Below are 14,909 nucleotides of genomic sequence, written 5' to 3'. Positions count from 1 at the left end.
ACCATGTCGATACGGGGGATCAGCTCGGACGAACCGCCTGGCCTACCCCGACCCCTCCGCGGCCCAGGTCCCCACCCCCGCTGGGGAGTGGGGCCCGTGCCCCCGCTCCCCAGCTCAGCGTTCGGTGTTCAGCGCTCGGTGGTCAGCGCGTCAGCGCCACCACTGGACCGCCTTCTCGGCGTTGATGATGCCCGCGCCGTAGAAGCCGTTGTCGTCCACGCCGCCCTCGCAGGTGGCGTTCCACTGGCCGGTGTTGCCCGGGTTGTAGACGCCGGTCGGGCAGGCGTGGGACTCGGCCTGGTTGGTCAGCAGCTCGGTGAGCTCGTCCGGGCTGGCCCACGGGAAGGTGCTGGCGAGCAGCGCGACCACGCCGGTGACGTGCGGGGTGGCCATCGAGGTGCCCTGCATGTACCCGTACTTGTTGCCCGGGATGGTCGACAGGATGCGACCGTTCTTGTCCGGGGTGTTCGGGATCTGGTAGCGGGCGTCACCACCCGGCGCGGCGACGGTGACGACGCCCTTGCCGTAGCTGGAGTAGTACGACTTGTCGCCGTTGACGCCGACCGCGGAGACCGCGATCACGCCGGGCAGCTCGGTCGGCAGCGACAGGCAGTCGTTGGTGACCGGGCGGGTGCCGGGCTTGGTGTCGTCCGGGCTGGAGACGTCGGTGGTCTTGTGCGCCAGGTCGATGTTCTCGTTACCGGCGGCGGCGACGTTCAGGACACCCTTGCGCTGCGAGAAGGCGACGGCCTTGCGGACGGCGTCCGAGATCGCGGCCTGGTCCTTGTCGTTCGGGCAGTTGAACATCCACGGGTCGACGTAGTAGCTGTTGTTCGTCACCTTGAAGCCGTGCTCGCCGGCCCAGACGAAGCCGCAGACCGCGTTCTCCGGGTAGATGAAGCCACCGTCGTCCACGACCTTGACCGCGGCCAGCTTGACGTTCGGGGCGATGCCGACGACGCCCTTGCCGTTCTTGGCGGCGGCGATCGTGCCGGCGACGTGGGTGCCGTGGTCGCTGGTGGTCGGCTGCCAGGCCTTCCAGTCGGTGTTCGTCCTGCCGTCGATGCAGGAGACCGACTGCGAGGCGTCCACGTTGGCGGCCAGGTCCTCGTGGGTGGCGTCGATGCCGGAGTCCAGCACGCCGACGGTGACGTTGCGGCTGCCCAGCGAGATCTTGTGCGCCTTGTCGACGCCGATCTGGCGCATGTCCCACTGGTTGGGCTCGTACGGCTCCTGGCCGTCCGCGGCGGCGGCGCCGGTCGGCTCGGCGGCGACCTCGGCCTTGCTCTGGTCGGCGGCGAGGATGCCCTTGGTGCGGCTGGCGCCGACCGAGTCGACGCCCTTGGCCAGGCGCAGCTTCTCCGCGAACTTGGTGTCGTTGGAGCGGGCGACGATGACGCCGACCTGCTCGTACGACTGGACCACCGTGCCGCCGAGGGCCGTGACGGCCTTCTCCACCTTCTGCACCTGACCGTGGTTGGCCTTGGTGTTGACGACGTAGCTGAGCAGCGGACCGGTCGTCGAGTCGCCGGTGGGCGCCGCGACGGCGGTGCCGGCCGGGAGCGCGAGGGCTCCGGCGGTCGCGAGCACCAGGCCCACGGCCGCGTAACGGGTCCGGCTGATCCGAGGAACTCTCATTGGGGTTGGCCCTCCCGAGTCGTCATCCGGCAGCTGCGGTGTGGCAGGTGCGCTGGGATGACCGGGACGTTAATGAATATTCGCTGATAAGCGCAAGAGGTAGTCATCTAATCGTCACATCTAGCCCAACAACGGAGGTTCGCGCTCCACCGGCCAACAGGCGAAACAGGGTTGAAGATTGTTAAAAAGTGATGGTTCGTCGACGACTGGGCTGATTTGGCATGTGCGCGAAAACACACCCCGGCGCTCAGCCCAGCGCGTACAGGCGGCGCGCGTTGTCGGCCGCGACCAGTCGGGCCACCCGCTGCGCGTCCGCGGCCGAACAGGCGCCGTCCGCCCGCCAGTCGGCGAGCAGCATGCCCAGTCCGTGCCGGAACTGTGCGGCGCCCACCAAGAACAGTTCGGGAAGTCCGTAGGCGTCGGTGGAGAACAGCAGTTTTCCGAACGGCACCAGTTCCGACATCTCGCCGAGCACCGCCGCCACCCGCGGCCCGGTGTAGGAGGCCGTCAGCCCCAGATCGGCGTACACCGTCGGAAAGGCCTGGGCCAGCCAGCCGGCCTGTCGATGGTAGGGATAGCCGTGCAGCAGCACCAGCGGGACGCCGCTGGGCTCGGCGGCGCGGACGAAGTCGGTCAGCAGGGACGGGTCGGCGTGGTGCAGGGTGAGGTCGGGGTCGCCGAAGCCGGTGTGGAGCTGGAGGGGCAGGCGCAGCTCGGCGCAGACGTCCACGGCCGTCCAGAGCAGGTGGTGCAGCAGCACCGGATCGGTCAGCCGCCCGCCCCCGGCGCGCAGCCGGGCCCCGGCGGCGGCCACCACGGCCCGGCGGGCGGGCCGTTCAGCGGGGACGGCCAGGCCGTGCCGGTAGGCGACCACCGACTTGACCGCGACGGCTCCGGCGGCGGCCTCCGCCAGGGCCTCGCCGACGGCCCGCGGCCAGTCCGCCGCGCCGCCCGGCACCCGCTCGGCCACCGGCTCCAGCCGGACCACCTCGCGCACCACCGCCCCGGTGGCCCGGGCGAGTTCGGGCAGCGGCAGCAGGTCACGGCCCGCGGCGGCGGTCAGCCCGGTGTCCACCAGGCAGGTGTCCAGCCCGGCGGCCGCGAGCAGCCGGCGGGTGGCCTCGGCCGCGCCCAGCTCGCGCCGCCGGGCCAGGTAGTCCGCGGCCGGGGCGTGCGCGGGCAGGCCGAGTACGGGCGGGCACCACCGCCGGACGGCGAGGCCGATCGCGCTGTCGAAGGGCGAGCAGCCGGGCGCGGGCGGTCGGTCGGACTCGGTGAGCAGTCCGGCCAGGGCGTCGTCGGCCAGCTCGGCCGCCACCACGCTGTGGCAGTGGTGGTCGACCAGTGCCCCGACCTCCGGCCGGGCCACTTCTCAGTACCGCCAGCGCGTCGCCGCGATCAACTCCGGGGCGCCGACGGCCGCGTACTGCTCGGCCTCGGCCCGGCGCACCGCCGCCACCGCCTGGTGCAGCGGTTCACCGAGCGCCTCGCGCAGCACCGCCGAGCGCTCGTACGCGGCGAGCGCCTCGGCCGGGCCCTGCGGCAGCCGGGGCACCGTACCCGGCTCGGCGGCGGCCGGATCCCCGGTGAACTCCGGTGGCAGGGCCAGGCGTTGGTCCAGGCCGGCGAGGCCGGCGGCGATCACGCCACCGACCGCGAGGTACGGGTTGGCGCTCCCGTCGAAGCACTTGACCTCGGCGTTCGCGGCGTCGGCTCGCTCCCCGGTGGAGCCGGTGACCAGGCGCAGCGCGGCCTCCCGGTTCTCCAGGCCCCAGCACTGGTACGCCCCGGCCCAGTGCTGGGGCACCAGCCGCAGGTACCCGGCGGGGCTGGAGCAGCCCAGCACCAGGAGTTCCGGCAGCGCCTGGAGCACCCCGGCGAGGAAGCCCTCGGCCTCGGCCGTCAGGCCGTGCGGGCCGGAGCCGCCGCGCCCGAGGTTGCGGCCGTCCCGCCAGAGGCTGAGGTGGAGGTGGCCGCCGTTGCCGACCCCATCGGGCTCGACCACGGGGGCGAAGGACGCCCGCAGGCCGTGCCGGGCGGAGACGGCGCGGACGGTGTGCCGGACCAGGACGGAGGTGTCGGCGGCGCCGACCGGGCCCTCGGGGGCGACCGAGACCTCGAACTGGCCCGGCGAGTACTCGGGGTGGATCTGCAGCACGCCCAGCCCCTGGGCGCGGAGGGCGCGCAGGACGTCCCGCAGGTAGTCGGAGAGGTCGGTGAGCCGGTGCATGCCGTACGCGGGGCCGTGGGTGGGGTACTGCGGCGGCTCCTGCGGGGCCCCCGCCAGGGCGACCACCCACTCGACCTCGATGCCCGCCCTGAGGCTCAGCCCGCGGGTGGCGGCCGCGGCCTCCGCCCGGCGGGCGAACAGGCGTTGGCAGCCGGGGTGCGGGGTGCCGGCCTGGGTGTGGCGGTCCGCCGGGGCCCAGGCCCAGCCGGGCTGGGCGGCCAGCGGGACGATCCGGTCGAGGTCGGGATAGAGCCTCAAGTCGCCGGTGGGGCCGCCGATCAGCGGGCTGGTGGTGATGGTGTCGTCGGCGAGGAACACGTCGAAGCAGGGCGCCGCGCCGACGCCCCACTGGGCCGCGTGCGGCAGGCCGTCGAGCGGCACGCCCTTGACCCGGGCGATGCCCGCGTTGTCCACCCACGTCACGGCGACCGCCTCGACGGCGGCGGTGCGCAGCCGGTCGACGGCGCGCTCGGCCTGCTCGGCGCGTTCGGCCCGCGGGGGCAGCGCGACGGCGGCCGCGAGGGCGCCGGGGCCGAGCGGCCCGACGGGGTCGGCGGCCTGGGCGGGGGTGACGGTGGTCATGCCGCCATGCTGCCCCGCGGAGCGGGGGCCGGTAACTCCCCTATCGAGTGGAACGGGCGGACGCCCGTCCGCCTGTTCACCCGTTCGAGGAAGGGTCGTTCGGGTCCGATCCGCCGCTGCTCCGAGCCGACCCCCACCCCGCTCGGCGAAGGAGTCCGCCGGTTCGTCCGCGGTCCGGGCGGTTTTCCGCCGACGCCCTCTTCCTACTCATGAGTAGCTTCGCTACAGTGGCCGGACGCACCACCGTCGGGCTTCGGGAGCCGCACCGACGGGAGGTCGCGGTCGCCGTGTCTGCGGCGCCCGTGCGGTGCGCTTTCACCGGCCGGTGCCGCGAACCGCGGCGGGCCGGGTCTCTCCTCGTATCAGCGCCGCTTCCTTCACCTTCGAGCGCCTGAGCACCACGGCACACCCCGCAGTTCGGCCGGAGCGGACCGGCCGCGGCCCGGGCCTGCCGGAACCCCGTCATCTCCCCAAGCCCCCGTGCGCGGACCCTCCTCCGGCGGCGGCCGCCCCCGTCCTCGCCGACGGGTGCGGCGGCCCGCCCGCCGGAGCGCGCGCGGGCCCTTCATGACTAGGAGTCAGGACAGATGGAGCGTCCCTTCCCCACCGTGGCCGTCGTCGGCCTCGGCACGATGGGTGCCGGCGTCGCGGTGGCGGTCGCCAGGAGCGGCCGCCGGGTGATCGGCATCGAGGCCTCCGAGGACTCGGCCGCCCGGGCGCTGGCCCGGATCGAGGAGGCGACCGCGCACGCGGTCGACCGGGAGCGGATCACCGCCGGGGAGCGCACCGCGCTGCTGGCCCGGATCTCGGTCGGGCACGCGCTGGCCGCGGCCGCCGAGGCGGACCTGGTGATCGAGGAGGTCCCCGAGCAGCTGGAGCTGAAGCGGGAGGTCTTCGCCGAGCTGGACCGGATCTGCCCGGAGGGCACGGTGCTGGCCACCGGCACCACCGCCCTGTCGGTGACCCGGATCGCCGCCGCGACCGCCCGCCCGGAGCGGGTGCTCGGCCTGCACTTCTTCAATCCGGTGCACACCATGAAGCTGGTCGAGGTGGTCCGCACCGTGCTGACCTCCCCGCAGACCGCCGAGGACGCCGCTGCCTTCGCCCGGGACCTCGGCAAGGAGCCGGTGGCGGCCGGCGACCGGGCCGGCTTCGTGGTGAACGGCCTGCTGTTCGCCTACCTGAACCAGGCCGCCGCGATGTACGAGTCCAAGTACGCCTCCCGGGAGGACATCGACGCCGCGATGCGGCTCGGCTGCGGCCTGCCGATGGGCCCGCTGGCGCTGCTCGACCTGATCGGCGTGGACACCGCCCGGACGGTGCTGGAGGCGATGTACGAGCAGTCCCGGGACCGGCTGCACGCGCCCGCGCCGATCCTCGGCCAGCTGGTCTCGGCCGGGCTGCTGGGCCGCAAGTCCGGACGCGGCTTCTACACCTACGAGGCGCCGGGCTCCTCCAGGGCCGTGGACGCGGCGACCGGCCCGGCGCGGCCGAAGGTGGCGGGCCGCGAGGTGCGCACCGTCGGCGTCTGCGGCTCGGGCACGATGGCCACCGGGATCGCCGAGGTGTTCGCCAAGGCCGGGCACCCGGTGCTGCTGGCCGCCCGCAGCCAGGAGAAGGCCGAGCGGGCCAAGGCGCAGCTGGCGAAGTCGCTGGAGCGCTCGGTCGCCAAGGGGCGGCTGAGCGCGGAGCAGCGGGACGCCGCGCTGGCGCTGGTCACCCCGGTCGGCCAGTACACCGAGCTGGCCGAGGTGGACCTGGTGGTCGAGGCGGTCGCCGAGGACCTGGCGGTCAAGCGGGAGCTGTTCGCCACCCTGGACAAGATCGTCCGTCCGGGCGCGGTGCTCGCCACCACCACCTCCTCGCTGCCGGTGATCAGCTGCGCGACCGCCACCTCGCGGCCGCAGGACGTGATCGGCATGCACTTCTTCAACCCGGCGCCGGCCATGAAGCTGGTCGAGGTGGTCTCCACCGTGCTGACCGCCCCGGACGTCACGGCGACGGTGCTTGAGCTGACCGCGAAGGTGCGCAAGCACCCGGTGGAGTGCGGCGACCGGGCCGGTTTCATCGTCAACGCCCTGCTGTTCCCGTACCTGAACGACGCGGTGCGGATGCTCCAGGAGCACTACGCGACGGTGGACGACATCGACACCGCGATGAAGCTGGGCTGCGGCTACCCGATGGGCCCGTTCGAGCTGCTGGACGTGGTCGGCCTGGACGTCTCGCTGACCATCGAGCAGGTGCTGCACCAGGAGTTCCGCGAGCCGGGCCTGGCCGCGGCGCCGCTGCTGGAGCACCTGGTCGCGGCCGGCTGCCTGGGCCGCAAGACCGGCCGCGGCTTCCGCGACCACGCGCGCCGGTGACCGCGTCACGGGCCGGCGGCGACCGGCTGCCCGACGCGGGGGCGACCCCGTACGGCCCCGGCCCCGGCCCCGGCGCCGCCCCGCCGGGCAACGGTGCGGCCTACGGCAACGGCACCGCCCCGTACGGCTCCGGGGCGGCCGCCCGCCCCGCCTGGACCCCGGGCGCGGTGTCCGCGCGCTGGCCCAGACCGGCCGTGACCGGCCCGGTCACGCCGGTGCGCCGGGGAAGGGCCGCGGCCCCGCCACCCGGGCCGTGTAGCGTTCCGGACATGGATCGGGTTCAGTCAGCCACCCCGCAGCACACCGCCGGACCGCGCGGCGCCGACCGGACGGCCGGACCGTCCGGGGGCACCGGGACGGAGGCCGGGCCGGGCAGCCGCCGGGCGGCGGCGCAGCGCCAGCAGATGCGCCAGGACCTGGCCGCGGCCGCGATGGAGCTGTTCGCCTCGCAGGGCTACGAGGAGACGACGGTCGACCAGATCGCCGCGGCCGCCGGGGTCGCCCGGCGCACCTTCTTCCGGTACTTCCGGTCGAAGGAGGAGGCGATCTTCCCCGACCACGACGACACCCTGGTCCGGGTGGCCGACCTGCTGGCCAGCGCCGAGCCGGAGGAGCACCCGCTGGACGTGGTGTGCCGCGGCATCAAGGAGGTGCTGCGGATGTACGCCTCCACCCCGGGGGTGTCGGTCGCGCGGTACCAGCTGATCCGTCAGGTCCCGGCGCTGCGCGAGCGCGAGATCGCCGTGGTGGCCCGGTACGAGCGGCTGTTCACCCGCTACCTGCTGGGCCGTTTCGACACCGGGGAGTCCATTCCGTCGGGCTGGCAGCGCGGCGGCGAGGACGACTCGATGCTGGCCGAGGTGTCGGCGGCGGCGGTGGTCGCGGCGCACAACCACGTGCTGCGGCGCTGGCTGCGGGCCGGCGGCCGGGGCGACGTCGAGGCGCAGCTGGACCACTCCTTCGAGGTGATCCGGCGGACCTTCTGGGCGGCCAGCGCCCCGGGTGCCAGACGCCGGGGCTCGCTGGTGGCACCCGGTGCCAGTGGGATGCCCGAGGACGTGGTGGCGGAGAGCGCACTGAGTGCCAGCCCCGGAGGTGAGGTGCTCATCACAGTCGCCCGCACGGACGCTCCGCTGGACGTCGTGGTGGACAGCATCCGGGCCGCGCTGAGTGGCGCCCGGGACCACTGAGGCGGCTGTTACTGCAGGTCAGAGGCGTAGCGAGGGCCCGTACCGATGAATCGGTGCGGGCCCTCGGCGTACCCGCACTACGCGCGTCCCGCACCCTTCCAGAGCGTCGGAATTCCTGACACCCGGTGTCTTTACGAGTGGCACAGGGTGCCACTACCTTGTTACTCACCAGTCGCGGCGCCGCGGCTCCCCACCTCGGCGCGCCGTCGTCCGGCGTTCCCCCACCCCGGGAACAGAGCCAGACCAGCAGTGCGGACCCGCCCGGACCAGCACCGGGCGACCGCCTGACCGCCAACCACCCACCTCAGCGAAGCCGGTGTCCGCTCCCGGCTCCCCCAGACGCCCTGTGACCCTCACACAGGTACGCCTTCGGAGGCAGCCATGCAGGAAATCCTCGACGCGATCCTCAGCTCCGACGCCACGTCGGCCGACTTCGCGGCGATCAAGCTCCCCGAGTCCTACCGGGCGGTCACGCTCCACAAGGACGAGGAGCAGATGTTCGCGGGCCTCGACAGCCGCGACAAGGACCCCCGAAAGTCCCTCCACCTCGACGAGGTCGCCCTCCCGGAGCTCGGCCCCGGCGAGGCCCTGGTCGCGGTCATGGCCAGCTCGGTGAACTACAACACCGTGTGGAGCTCGATCTTCGAGCCGGTCTCCACCTTCGGCTTCCTGGAGCGCTACGGCCGGCTGTCGCCGCTCACCAAGCGCCACGACCTGCCGTACCACGTGCTCGGCTCCGACCTCGCGGGCGTGGTGCTGCGCACCGGCGCCGGGGTCAACGCCTGGAAGCCCGGCGACGAGGTCGTCGCCCACTGCCTCTCGGTCGAGCTGGAGTCCCCGGACGGCCACAACGACACGATGATGGACCCGGAGCAGCGCATCTGGGGCTTCGAGACCAACTTCGGCGGCCTGGCCCAGCTCGCCCTGGTGAAGACCAACCAGCTGCTGCCCAAGCCGAAGCACCTCTCCTGGGAGGAGGCCGCCTCCCCCGGCCTGGTCAACTCCACCGCCTACCGCCAGCTGGTGTCGCAGAACGGCGCCGGCATGAAGCAGGGCGACAACGTGCTGATCTGGGGCGCCAGCGGCGGCCTCGGCTCGTACGCCACCCAGTACGCGCTGGCCGGCGGCGCCACCCCGATCTGCGTGGTCTCCAGCGAGTCCAAGGCCGACATCTGCCGCGCCATGGGCGCCGAGGCGATCATCGACCGCTCGGCCGAGGGCTACCGGTTCTGGAAGGACGAGCACAACCAGGACCCGCGCGAGTGGAAGCGCCTGGGCTCCAAGATCCGCGAGTTCACCGGCGGCGAGGACGTCGACATCGTCTTCGAGCACCCGGGCCGGGAGACCTTCGGCGCCTCGGTGTACGTCACCCGCAAGGGCGGCACCATCGTCACCTGCGCCTCCACCTCCGGCTACATGCACCAGTACGACAACCGCTACCTGTGGATGTCGCTCAAGCGGATCGTCGGCTCGCACTTCGCCAACTACCGCGAGGCCTACGAGGCCAACCGCCTGGTCGCCAAGGGCAAGATCCACCCGACCCTCTCCAAGGTGTACTCGCTGGAGGAGACCGGCCAGGCCGCCCTCGACGTGCACCACAACAAGCACCAGGGCAAGGTCGGCGTGCTCTGCCTGGCCCCCGAGGAGGGCCTGGGCGTGCGCGACGCCGAGCTGCGCGAGAAGCACCTGCCCGCGATCAATCGCTTCCGGAACGTCTGAGGAACCTCCGATGACCGAGCCCCAGAAGCGCGACCGCCCCTGGCTGATGCGCACCTACGCCGGCCACTCCACCGCGAGCGACTCCAACGCGCTCTACCGGCGGAACCTGGCGAAGGGCCAGACCGGCCTGTCCGTCGCCTTCGACCTGCCGACCCAGACCGGCTACGACTCCGACCACATCCTCGCCCGCGGCGAGGTGGGCCGGGTCGGCGTCCCGGTCGGCCACGTCGGCGACATGCGCACCCTGTTCGACGGCATCCCGCTCGAACAGACCAACACCTCCATGACGATCAACGCCACCGCGATGTGGCTGCTGGCGCTCTACCAGGTGGTCGCCGAGGAGCAGGGCGCCGACATCGCCAAGCTCACCGGCACCACCCAGAACGACATCGTCAAGGAGTACCTGTCGCGCGGGACGCACGTCTTCCCGCCCGGCCCGTCGGTGCGCCTGATCACCGACATGATCGCCTACACGGTCGGCAACATCCCCAAGTGGAACCCGATCAACATCTGCAGCTACCACCTCCAGGAGGCGGGCGCCACGCCCGTCCAGGAGATCGCGTACGCGATGTGCACCGCCATCTCGGTGCTCGACGCCGTCCGCGACTCCGGGCAGGTGCCCGCCGAGCGGATGGGCGACGTGGTCGCCCGGATCTCCTTCTTCGTCAACGCCGGCGTGCGCTTCATCGAGGAGATGTGCAAGATGCGCGCCTTCGCCCAGCTCTGGGAGAAGGTCACGCTGGAGCGCTACGGGGTCACCGACCCCAAGCAGCGCCGGTTCCGCTACGGCGTCCAGGTCAACTCGCTCGGGCTGACCGAGGCCCAGCCGGAGAACAACGTCCAGCGGATCGTGCTGGAGATGCTGGCCGTCACCCTGTCCAAGGACGCCCGCGCCCGCGCCGTCCAACTCCCTGCCTGGAACGAGGCGTTGGGGCTGCCCAGGCCCTGGGACCAGCAGTGGTCGCTGCGGATCCAGCAGGTGCTGGCCTACGAGTCGGACCTGCTGGAGTACGGGGACATCTTCAACGGCTCCGAGGTGATCGAGACCAAGACCGCGGCGCTGCTGGCCGGCGCCGAGGCGGAGATCGCCAAGGTGCTGGAGATGGGCGGGGTGATCCCGGCCGTCGAGTCCGGCTACCTCAAGTCCAACCTGGTCGCCTCGCACGCCGCCCGCCGGGCCCGGATCGAGTCCGGCGAGGACAAGATCATCGGGGTCAACTGCTTCGACACCACCGAGCCCAGCCCGCTCACCGCCGACCTCGACACCGCGATCATGGTCGTCGACCCGGCCTCCGAGCAGTCCGTGCTCGCCGCCCTGGAGGCCTGGCGCGGCGCCCGCGACGAGGCCGCCGCCCAGGAGGCGCTGGCCGAGCTCAAGACCGTCGCCGCCACCGAGGCCAACCTGATGCCGGCCACCCTCGCCTGCGCCCGGGCCGGGGTCACCACCGGCGAGTGGTCCTTCGCCCTGCGCGAGGTGTTCGGCGAGTACCGCGCCCCCACCGGCGTGGGCGGCGCGCCCGTCGCGGTCGCCGCCGAGCCGGGCGGGGAGCTGGAGCAGGTCCGCGCCGCCGTCGCCGCCACCGCCGAGGAGCTGGGCGCCGGAAAGCTGCGCCTGCTGGTCGGCAAGCCCGGCCTGGACGGCCACTCCAACGGCGCCGAACAGATCGCCGTCCGGGCCCGCGACGCCGGGTTCGAGGTGGTCTACCAGGGCATCCGGCTCACCCCGGAGCAGATCGTCTCCGCCGCCGTGGCGGAGGACGTGCACTGCGTGGGCCTGTCCATCCTCTCCGGCGCGCACACCGAGCTGGTGCCCGACGTCCTCAAGCGGCTGCGCCGCGCCGGGGTGGAGGATGTCCCGGTGATCGTGGGTGGCATCATCCCGGCAGCGGACGGCGAGGCCCTCAAGGCCGCCGGCGTCGCCGCCGTGTTCACCCCGAAGGACTTCGGCATCACCACCATCATCGGCCGGATCGTGGACGAGATCCGGCTGGCCAACCGGCTCCAGCCGTGGACGTCCGCACCGACCGCGGCCACGAACTGACCAGCTGACCAGCTGACCACTGGGAAGGAACCGAACCACCCTCATGACCACTGTCAACCGCCTGCGCCCGCGCCGCTCCTGCCTCGCCGTACCGGGCAGCAACCCGCGCTTCCTGGAGAAGGCCCAGGGCCTCCCGGCCGACCAGGTCTTCCTCGACCTCGAGGACGCCTGCGCCCCGCTGGTCAAGGAGAGCGCCCGCCACAACATCGTCGACGCGCTGAACAACGGCGACTGGGGCAACAAGACCCGCGTCGTGCGCGTCAACGACTGGACCACCCACTGGACCTACCGCGACGTGATCACCGTCGTCGAGGGCGCCGGCCCCAACCTCGACTGCATCATGCTGCCCAAGGTCCAGGACGCCGAGCAGGTCAGGGCGCTCGACCTGCTGCTCACCCAGATCGAGAAGACCATGGGCTTCGAGGTCGGCAAGATCGGCATCGAGGCGCAGATCGAGAACGCCAAGGGCCTGATCAACGTCGACGCCATCGCCGAGGCCTCGCCCCGGCTGGAGACCATCATCTTCGGCCCCGCCGACTTCATGGCCTCCATCAACATGAAGTCCCTGGTGGTCGGCGAGCAGCCGCCCGGCTACAACGCCGACGCCTACCACTACATCCTGATGCGCATCCTGATGGCCGCCCGCGCCAACGACCTCCAGGCGATCGACGGCCCGTACCTCCAGATCCGCAACGCCGACGGCTACCGCGAGGTCGCCGGCCGCTCCGCCGCCCTCGGCTTCGACGGCAAGTGGGTGCTGCACCCGGACCAGGTCGCCATCGCCAACGAGGTCTACTCCCCCTCCCAGGAGGACTACGACCACGCCGAGCTGATCCTCGACGCGTACGACTACTGCACCTCCGAGGCCGGCGGCGCCAAGGGCTCCGCGATGCTCGGCGACGAGATGATCGACGAGGCCAGCCGCAAGATGGCCCTGGTCATCGCCGGCAAGGGCCGGGCCGCCGGCATGCAGCGCACCACCAAGTTCGAGATCCCGGAGGCGTGATCCAGATGCAGTTCGGACGCACCTACGAGGAGTTCGAGGTCGGCGCGGTCTACAAGCACTGGCCCGGCAAGACGGTCACCGAGTACGACGACCACCTCTTCTGCCTGCTCACCATGAACCACCACCCCCTCCACATGGACACCAACTATGCGGAGAAGACGACGGACTTCGGGAAGAACGTCGTGGTGGGCAACTACATCTACTCGCTGCTGCTGGGCATGTCCGTCCCGGACGTCTCCGGCAAGGCGATCGCCAACCTGGAGATCGAGTCGCTGCGCCACGTCGCGCCGACCTTCCACGGCGACACCATCTACGGCGAGACGACCGTGCTCGACAAGTGGCCGTCCAAGTCCAAGGACGACCGGGGCATCGTGTACGTCGAGACCAAGGGGTACAAGCAGGACGGCACGGTCGTCTGCATCTTCCGCCGCAAGGTGATGGTGCCGACCGAGACGTACACCAAGGCGCGCGGCGGCGAGCAGCCCGGCCGCCCCGAGCCCCTTTCCTAGCCTCTCCCCTCCCTAAAGACCCCGGACGGGTAGGCCGCCGTCATCGGCCGACCCCCACCCGGTCGGGGGCCCTGCTGCCGCAGCCACGCCGGCAGGGCCCCCGGAAAATCCCCCCCCCCCGCCCTTTTTCAGACATTCCGGAGCCGCACGATGGGACGCCTCGCACAGACCGACGGCCTCACCGAGATCCAGCGGGACATCCTCGCCACCGTGCGGGATTTCGTCGACAAGGAGATCATTCCGGTCGCGACCGAGCTGGAGCACAAGGACGAGTACCCGACCGCGATCGTCGAGGGCATGAAGCAGCTCGGGCTGTTCGGCCTCACGATCCCCGAGGAGTACGGCGGCCTCGGCGAGTCCCTGCTCACCTACGCCCTGGTGGTCGAGGAGATCGCCCGCGGCTGGATGTCGGTCTCCGGCATCGTCAACACCCACTTCATCGTGGCGCACATGATCAACGCCCACGGCACCCAGGAGCAGAAGGACTACTTCCTGCCGAAGATGGCCGCCGGCGAAATCCGCGGCGCCTTCTCGATGTCCGAGCCCGGACTCGGCTCCGACGTTTCGGCCATCTCCACCAAGGGCGTCAAGGACGGGGACTTCTACGTCCTCAACGGCCAGAAGATGTGGCTCACCAACGGCGGCACCTCCACCCTGGTCGCGGTCCTGTGCAAGACCGACGAGGGCGGCAGCTCCCCGTACAAGAACATGACCACCTTCCTGATCGAGAAGACGGCCGGTTTCGGCCCGAACCCGACCGTCCCCGGCCTCACCGTGCCCGGGAAGATCGAGAAGATGGGCTACAAGGGCGTCGACACCACCGAGCTGGTGCTCCAGGACGTGCGGATCCCGGCCGACCGGATCCTCGGCGGCGTCCCGGGCCGCGGCTTCTACCAGATGATGGACGGCGTCGAGGTCGGCCGCGTCAACGTCGCCGCCCGCGGCTGCGGTGTCGCCCGCCGCGCCTTCGAGCTCGGCATCTCCTACGCCCAGCAGCGCTCCACCTTCGGCAAGAAGATCGCCGAGCACCAGGCGATCCAGTTCAAGCTCGCCGAGATGGCCACCAAGGTCGAGGCCGCCCACCAGATGATGGTCATGGCCGCCCGCAAGAAGGACAGCGGCGAGCGCAACGACCTGGAAGCCGGCATGGCCAAGTACCTGGCCTCCGAGTACTGCAAGGAGGTCGTCGAGGACGCCTTCCGGATCCACGGCGGCTACGGCTTCTCCAAGGAGTACGAGATCGAGCGCCTCTACCGCGAGGCCCCGATGCTGCTCATCGGTGAAGGAACTGCGGAGATCCAGAAGATGATCGTCGGGCGCCGGCTCCTGGAGGAGTACAAGATCGCCGAGTGACGGCCGGTCCCCGCCCGAGCGCGGGGACCGCCGAGTGATTGCGGGACCGCCCGGATTGACGGGCGGCCCGCTCCGAAACCGCCGGTCGACGGGCGTGCGGGCCCGTCCCGGCAGAGCGCCGTGCCCGTCACGGCCCGGCCTGGTCCGCCTGGGTCCGGCACGGCCTCCGGAAAGCGGGGGGGGGGGGGGGGGGGGGGGGGGGGGGGGGGGGGGGGGGGGGGGGGGGGGGTGTGTTCGCCGGGGGGGGGAAGGGGGGGCGCACGGGGGGGGGCAGAGCC

At 72.0% G+C, this 14,909-nt stretch carries 10 protein-coding genes; 7 read left to right on the top strand and 3 right to left on the bottom strand.

What is annotated here, in order from left to right:
* Nucleotides 1–150: 150 nt before the first annotated feature.
* The 3 genes from ACZ4W5_RS06205 to ACZ4W5_RS06195 form a co-directional block, all read right to left on the bottom strand.
* Nucleotides 151–1,638: a S8 family peptidase gene (locus tag ACZ4W5_RS06205; RefSeq protein ID WP_465653240.1), complete on the bottom strand. Its 1,488-nt coding sequence runs from the start codon at nucleotides 1,636–1,638 to the stop codon at nucleotides 151–153.
* 247 nt (nucleotides 1,639–1,885) lie between these two features.
* Nucleotides 1,886–3,007: an amidohydrolase family protein gene (locus ACZ4W5_RS06200; RefSeq protein WP_465653238.1), complete on the bottom strand. Its 1,122-nt coding sequence runs from the start codon at nucleotides 3,005–3,007 to the stop codon at nucleotides 1,886–1,888.
* A 3-nt stretch (nucleotides 3,008–3,010) separates the two neighbouring features.
* Entirely contained in the window at nucleotides 3,011–4,450 is a 1,440-nt protein-coding gene (locus ACZ4W5_RS06195; protein ID WP_465653236.1) for a type I glutamate--ammonia ligase, read from the bottom strand.
* A 587-nt stretch (nucleotides 4,451–5,037) separates the two neighbouring features.
* Between ACZ4W5_RS06195 and ACZ4W5_RS06190 the strand changes: the two genes are divergently transcribed.
* The 7 genes from ACZ4W5_RS06190 (at nucleotide 5,038) to ACZ4W5_RS06160 (ending at nucleotide 14,631) form a co-directional block, all read left to right on the top strand.
* Nucleotides 5,038–6,813 (top strand): 3-hydroxyacyl-CoA dehydrogenase family protein, encoded by a 1,776-nt coding sequence (locus ACZ4W5_RS06190; RefSeq protein ID WP_465653234.1) that lies wholly within the window; start codon nucleotides 5,038–5,040, stop codon nucleotides 6,811–6,813.
* A 269-nt stretch (nucleotides 6,814–7,082) separates the two neighbouring features.
* Entirely contained in the window at nucleotides 7,083–8,003 is a 921-nt protein-coding gene (locus tag ACZ4W5_RS06185) for a TetR family transcriptional regulator (protein WP_465653232.1), read from the top strand.
* A 381-nt stretch (nucleotides 8,004–8,384) separates the two neighbouring features.
* Nucleotides 8,385–9,722, top strand: coding sequence for a crotonyl-CoA carboxylase/reductase (gene ccrA / locus ACZ4W5_RS06180; RefSeq protein WP_360241073.1), 1,338 nt, complete (start codon nucleotides 8,385–8,387; stop codon nucleotides 9,720–9,722).
* A gap of 10 nt (nucleotides 9,723–9,732) precedes the next feature.
* Nucleotides 9,733–11,763: a protein meaA gene (locus ACZ4W5_RS06175; RefSeq protein ID WP_360241070.1), complete on the top strand. Its 2,031-nt coding sequence runs from the start codon at nucleotides 9,733–9,735 to the stop codon at nucleotides 11,761–11,763.
* A 43-nt stretch (nucleotides 11,764–11,806) separates the two neighbouring features.
* On the top strand, nucleotides 11,807–12,769 hold the full coding sequence (locus ACZ4W5_RS06170; RefSeq protein WP_465653230.1) for an HpcH/HpaI aldolase/citrate lyase family protein: 963 nt from the start codon (nucleotides 11,807–11,809) through the stop codon (nucleotides 12,767–12,769).
* A gap of 5 nt (nucleotides 12,770–12,774) precedes the next feature.
* Nucleotides 12,775–13,278, top strand: coding sequence for a MaoC family dehydratase (locus tag ACZ4W5_RS06165; protein WP_360241236.1), 504 nt, complete (start codon nucleotides 12,775–12,777; stop codon nucleotides 13,276–13,278).
* A gap of 150 nt (nucleotides 13,279–13,428) precedes the next feature.
* Nucleotides 13,429–14,631, top strand: coding sequence for an acyl-CoA dehydrogenase family protein (locus tag ACZ4W5_RS06160; protein ID WP_360241064.1), 1,203 nt, complete (start codon nucleotides 13,429–13,431; stop codon nucleotides 14,629–14,631).
* The last annotated feature ends 278 nt before the right edge of the window (nucleotides 14,632–14,909 follow it).

This window comes from Kitasatospora sp. NPDC029367, from assembly GCF_055569135.1.
This window is presented reverse-complemented; position numbering and strand designations above follow the sequence as displayed.

Coding starts and splice junctions, on each gene's coding strand:
- ACZ4W5_RS06185 (WP_465653232.1), top strand. CDS start 7,083: ATGGATCGGGTTCAGTCAGCCACCCCGCAGCACACCGCCGGACCGCGC.
- ACZ4W5_RS06175 (WP_360241070.1), top strand. CDS start 9,733: ATGACCGAGCCCCAGAAGCGCGACCGCCCCTGGCTGATGCGCACCTAC.
- ACZ4W5_RS06195 (WP_465653236.1), bottom strand. CDS start 4,450: ATGACCACCGTCACCCCCGCCCAGGCCGCCGACCCCGTCGGGCCGCTC.
- ccrA (WP_360241073.1), top strand. CDS start 8,385: ATGCAGGAAATCCTCGACGCGATCCTCAGCTCCGACGCCACGTCGGCC.
- ACZ4W5_RS06170 (WP_465653230.1), top strand. CDS start 11,807: ATGACCACTGTCAACCGCCTGCGCCCGCGCCGCTCCTGCCTCGCCGTA.
- ACZ4W5_RS06190 (WP_465653234.1), top strand. CDS start 5,038: ATGGAGCGTCCCTTCCCCACCGTGGCCGTCGTCGGCCTCGGCACGATG.
- ACZ4W5_RS06205 (WP_465653240.1), bottom strand. CDS start 1,638: ATGAGAGTTCCTCGGATCAGCCGGACCCGTTACGCGGCCGTGGGCCTG.
- ACZ4W5_RS06160 (WP_360241064.1), top strand. CDS start 13,429: ATGGGACGCCTCGCACAGACCGACGGCCTCACCGAGATCCAGCGGGAC.
- ACZ4W5_RS06165 (WP_360241236.1), top strand. CDS start 12,775: ATGCAGTTCGGACGCACCTACGAGGAGTTCGAGGTCGGCGCGGTCTAC.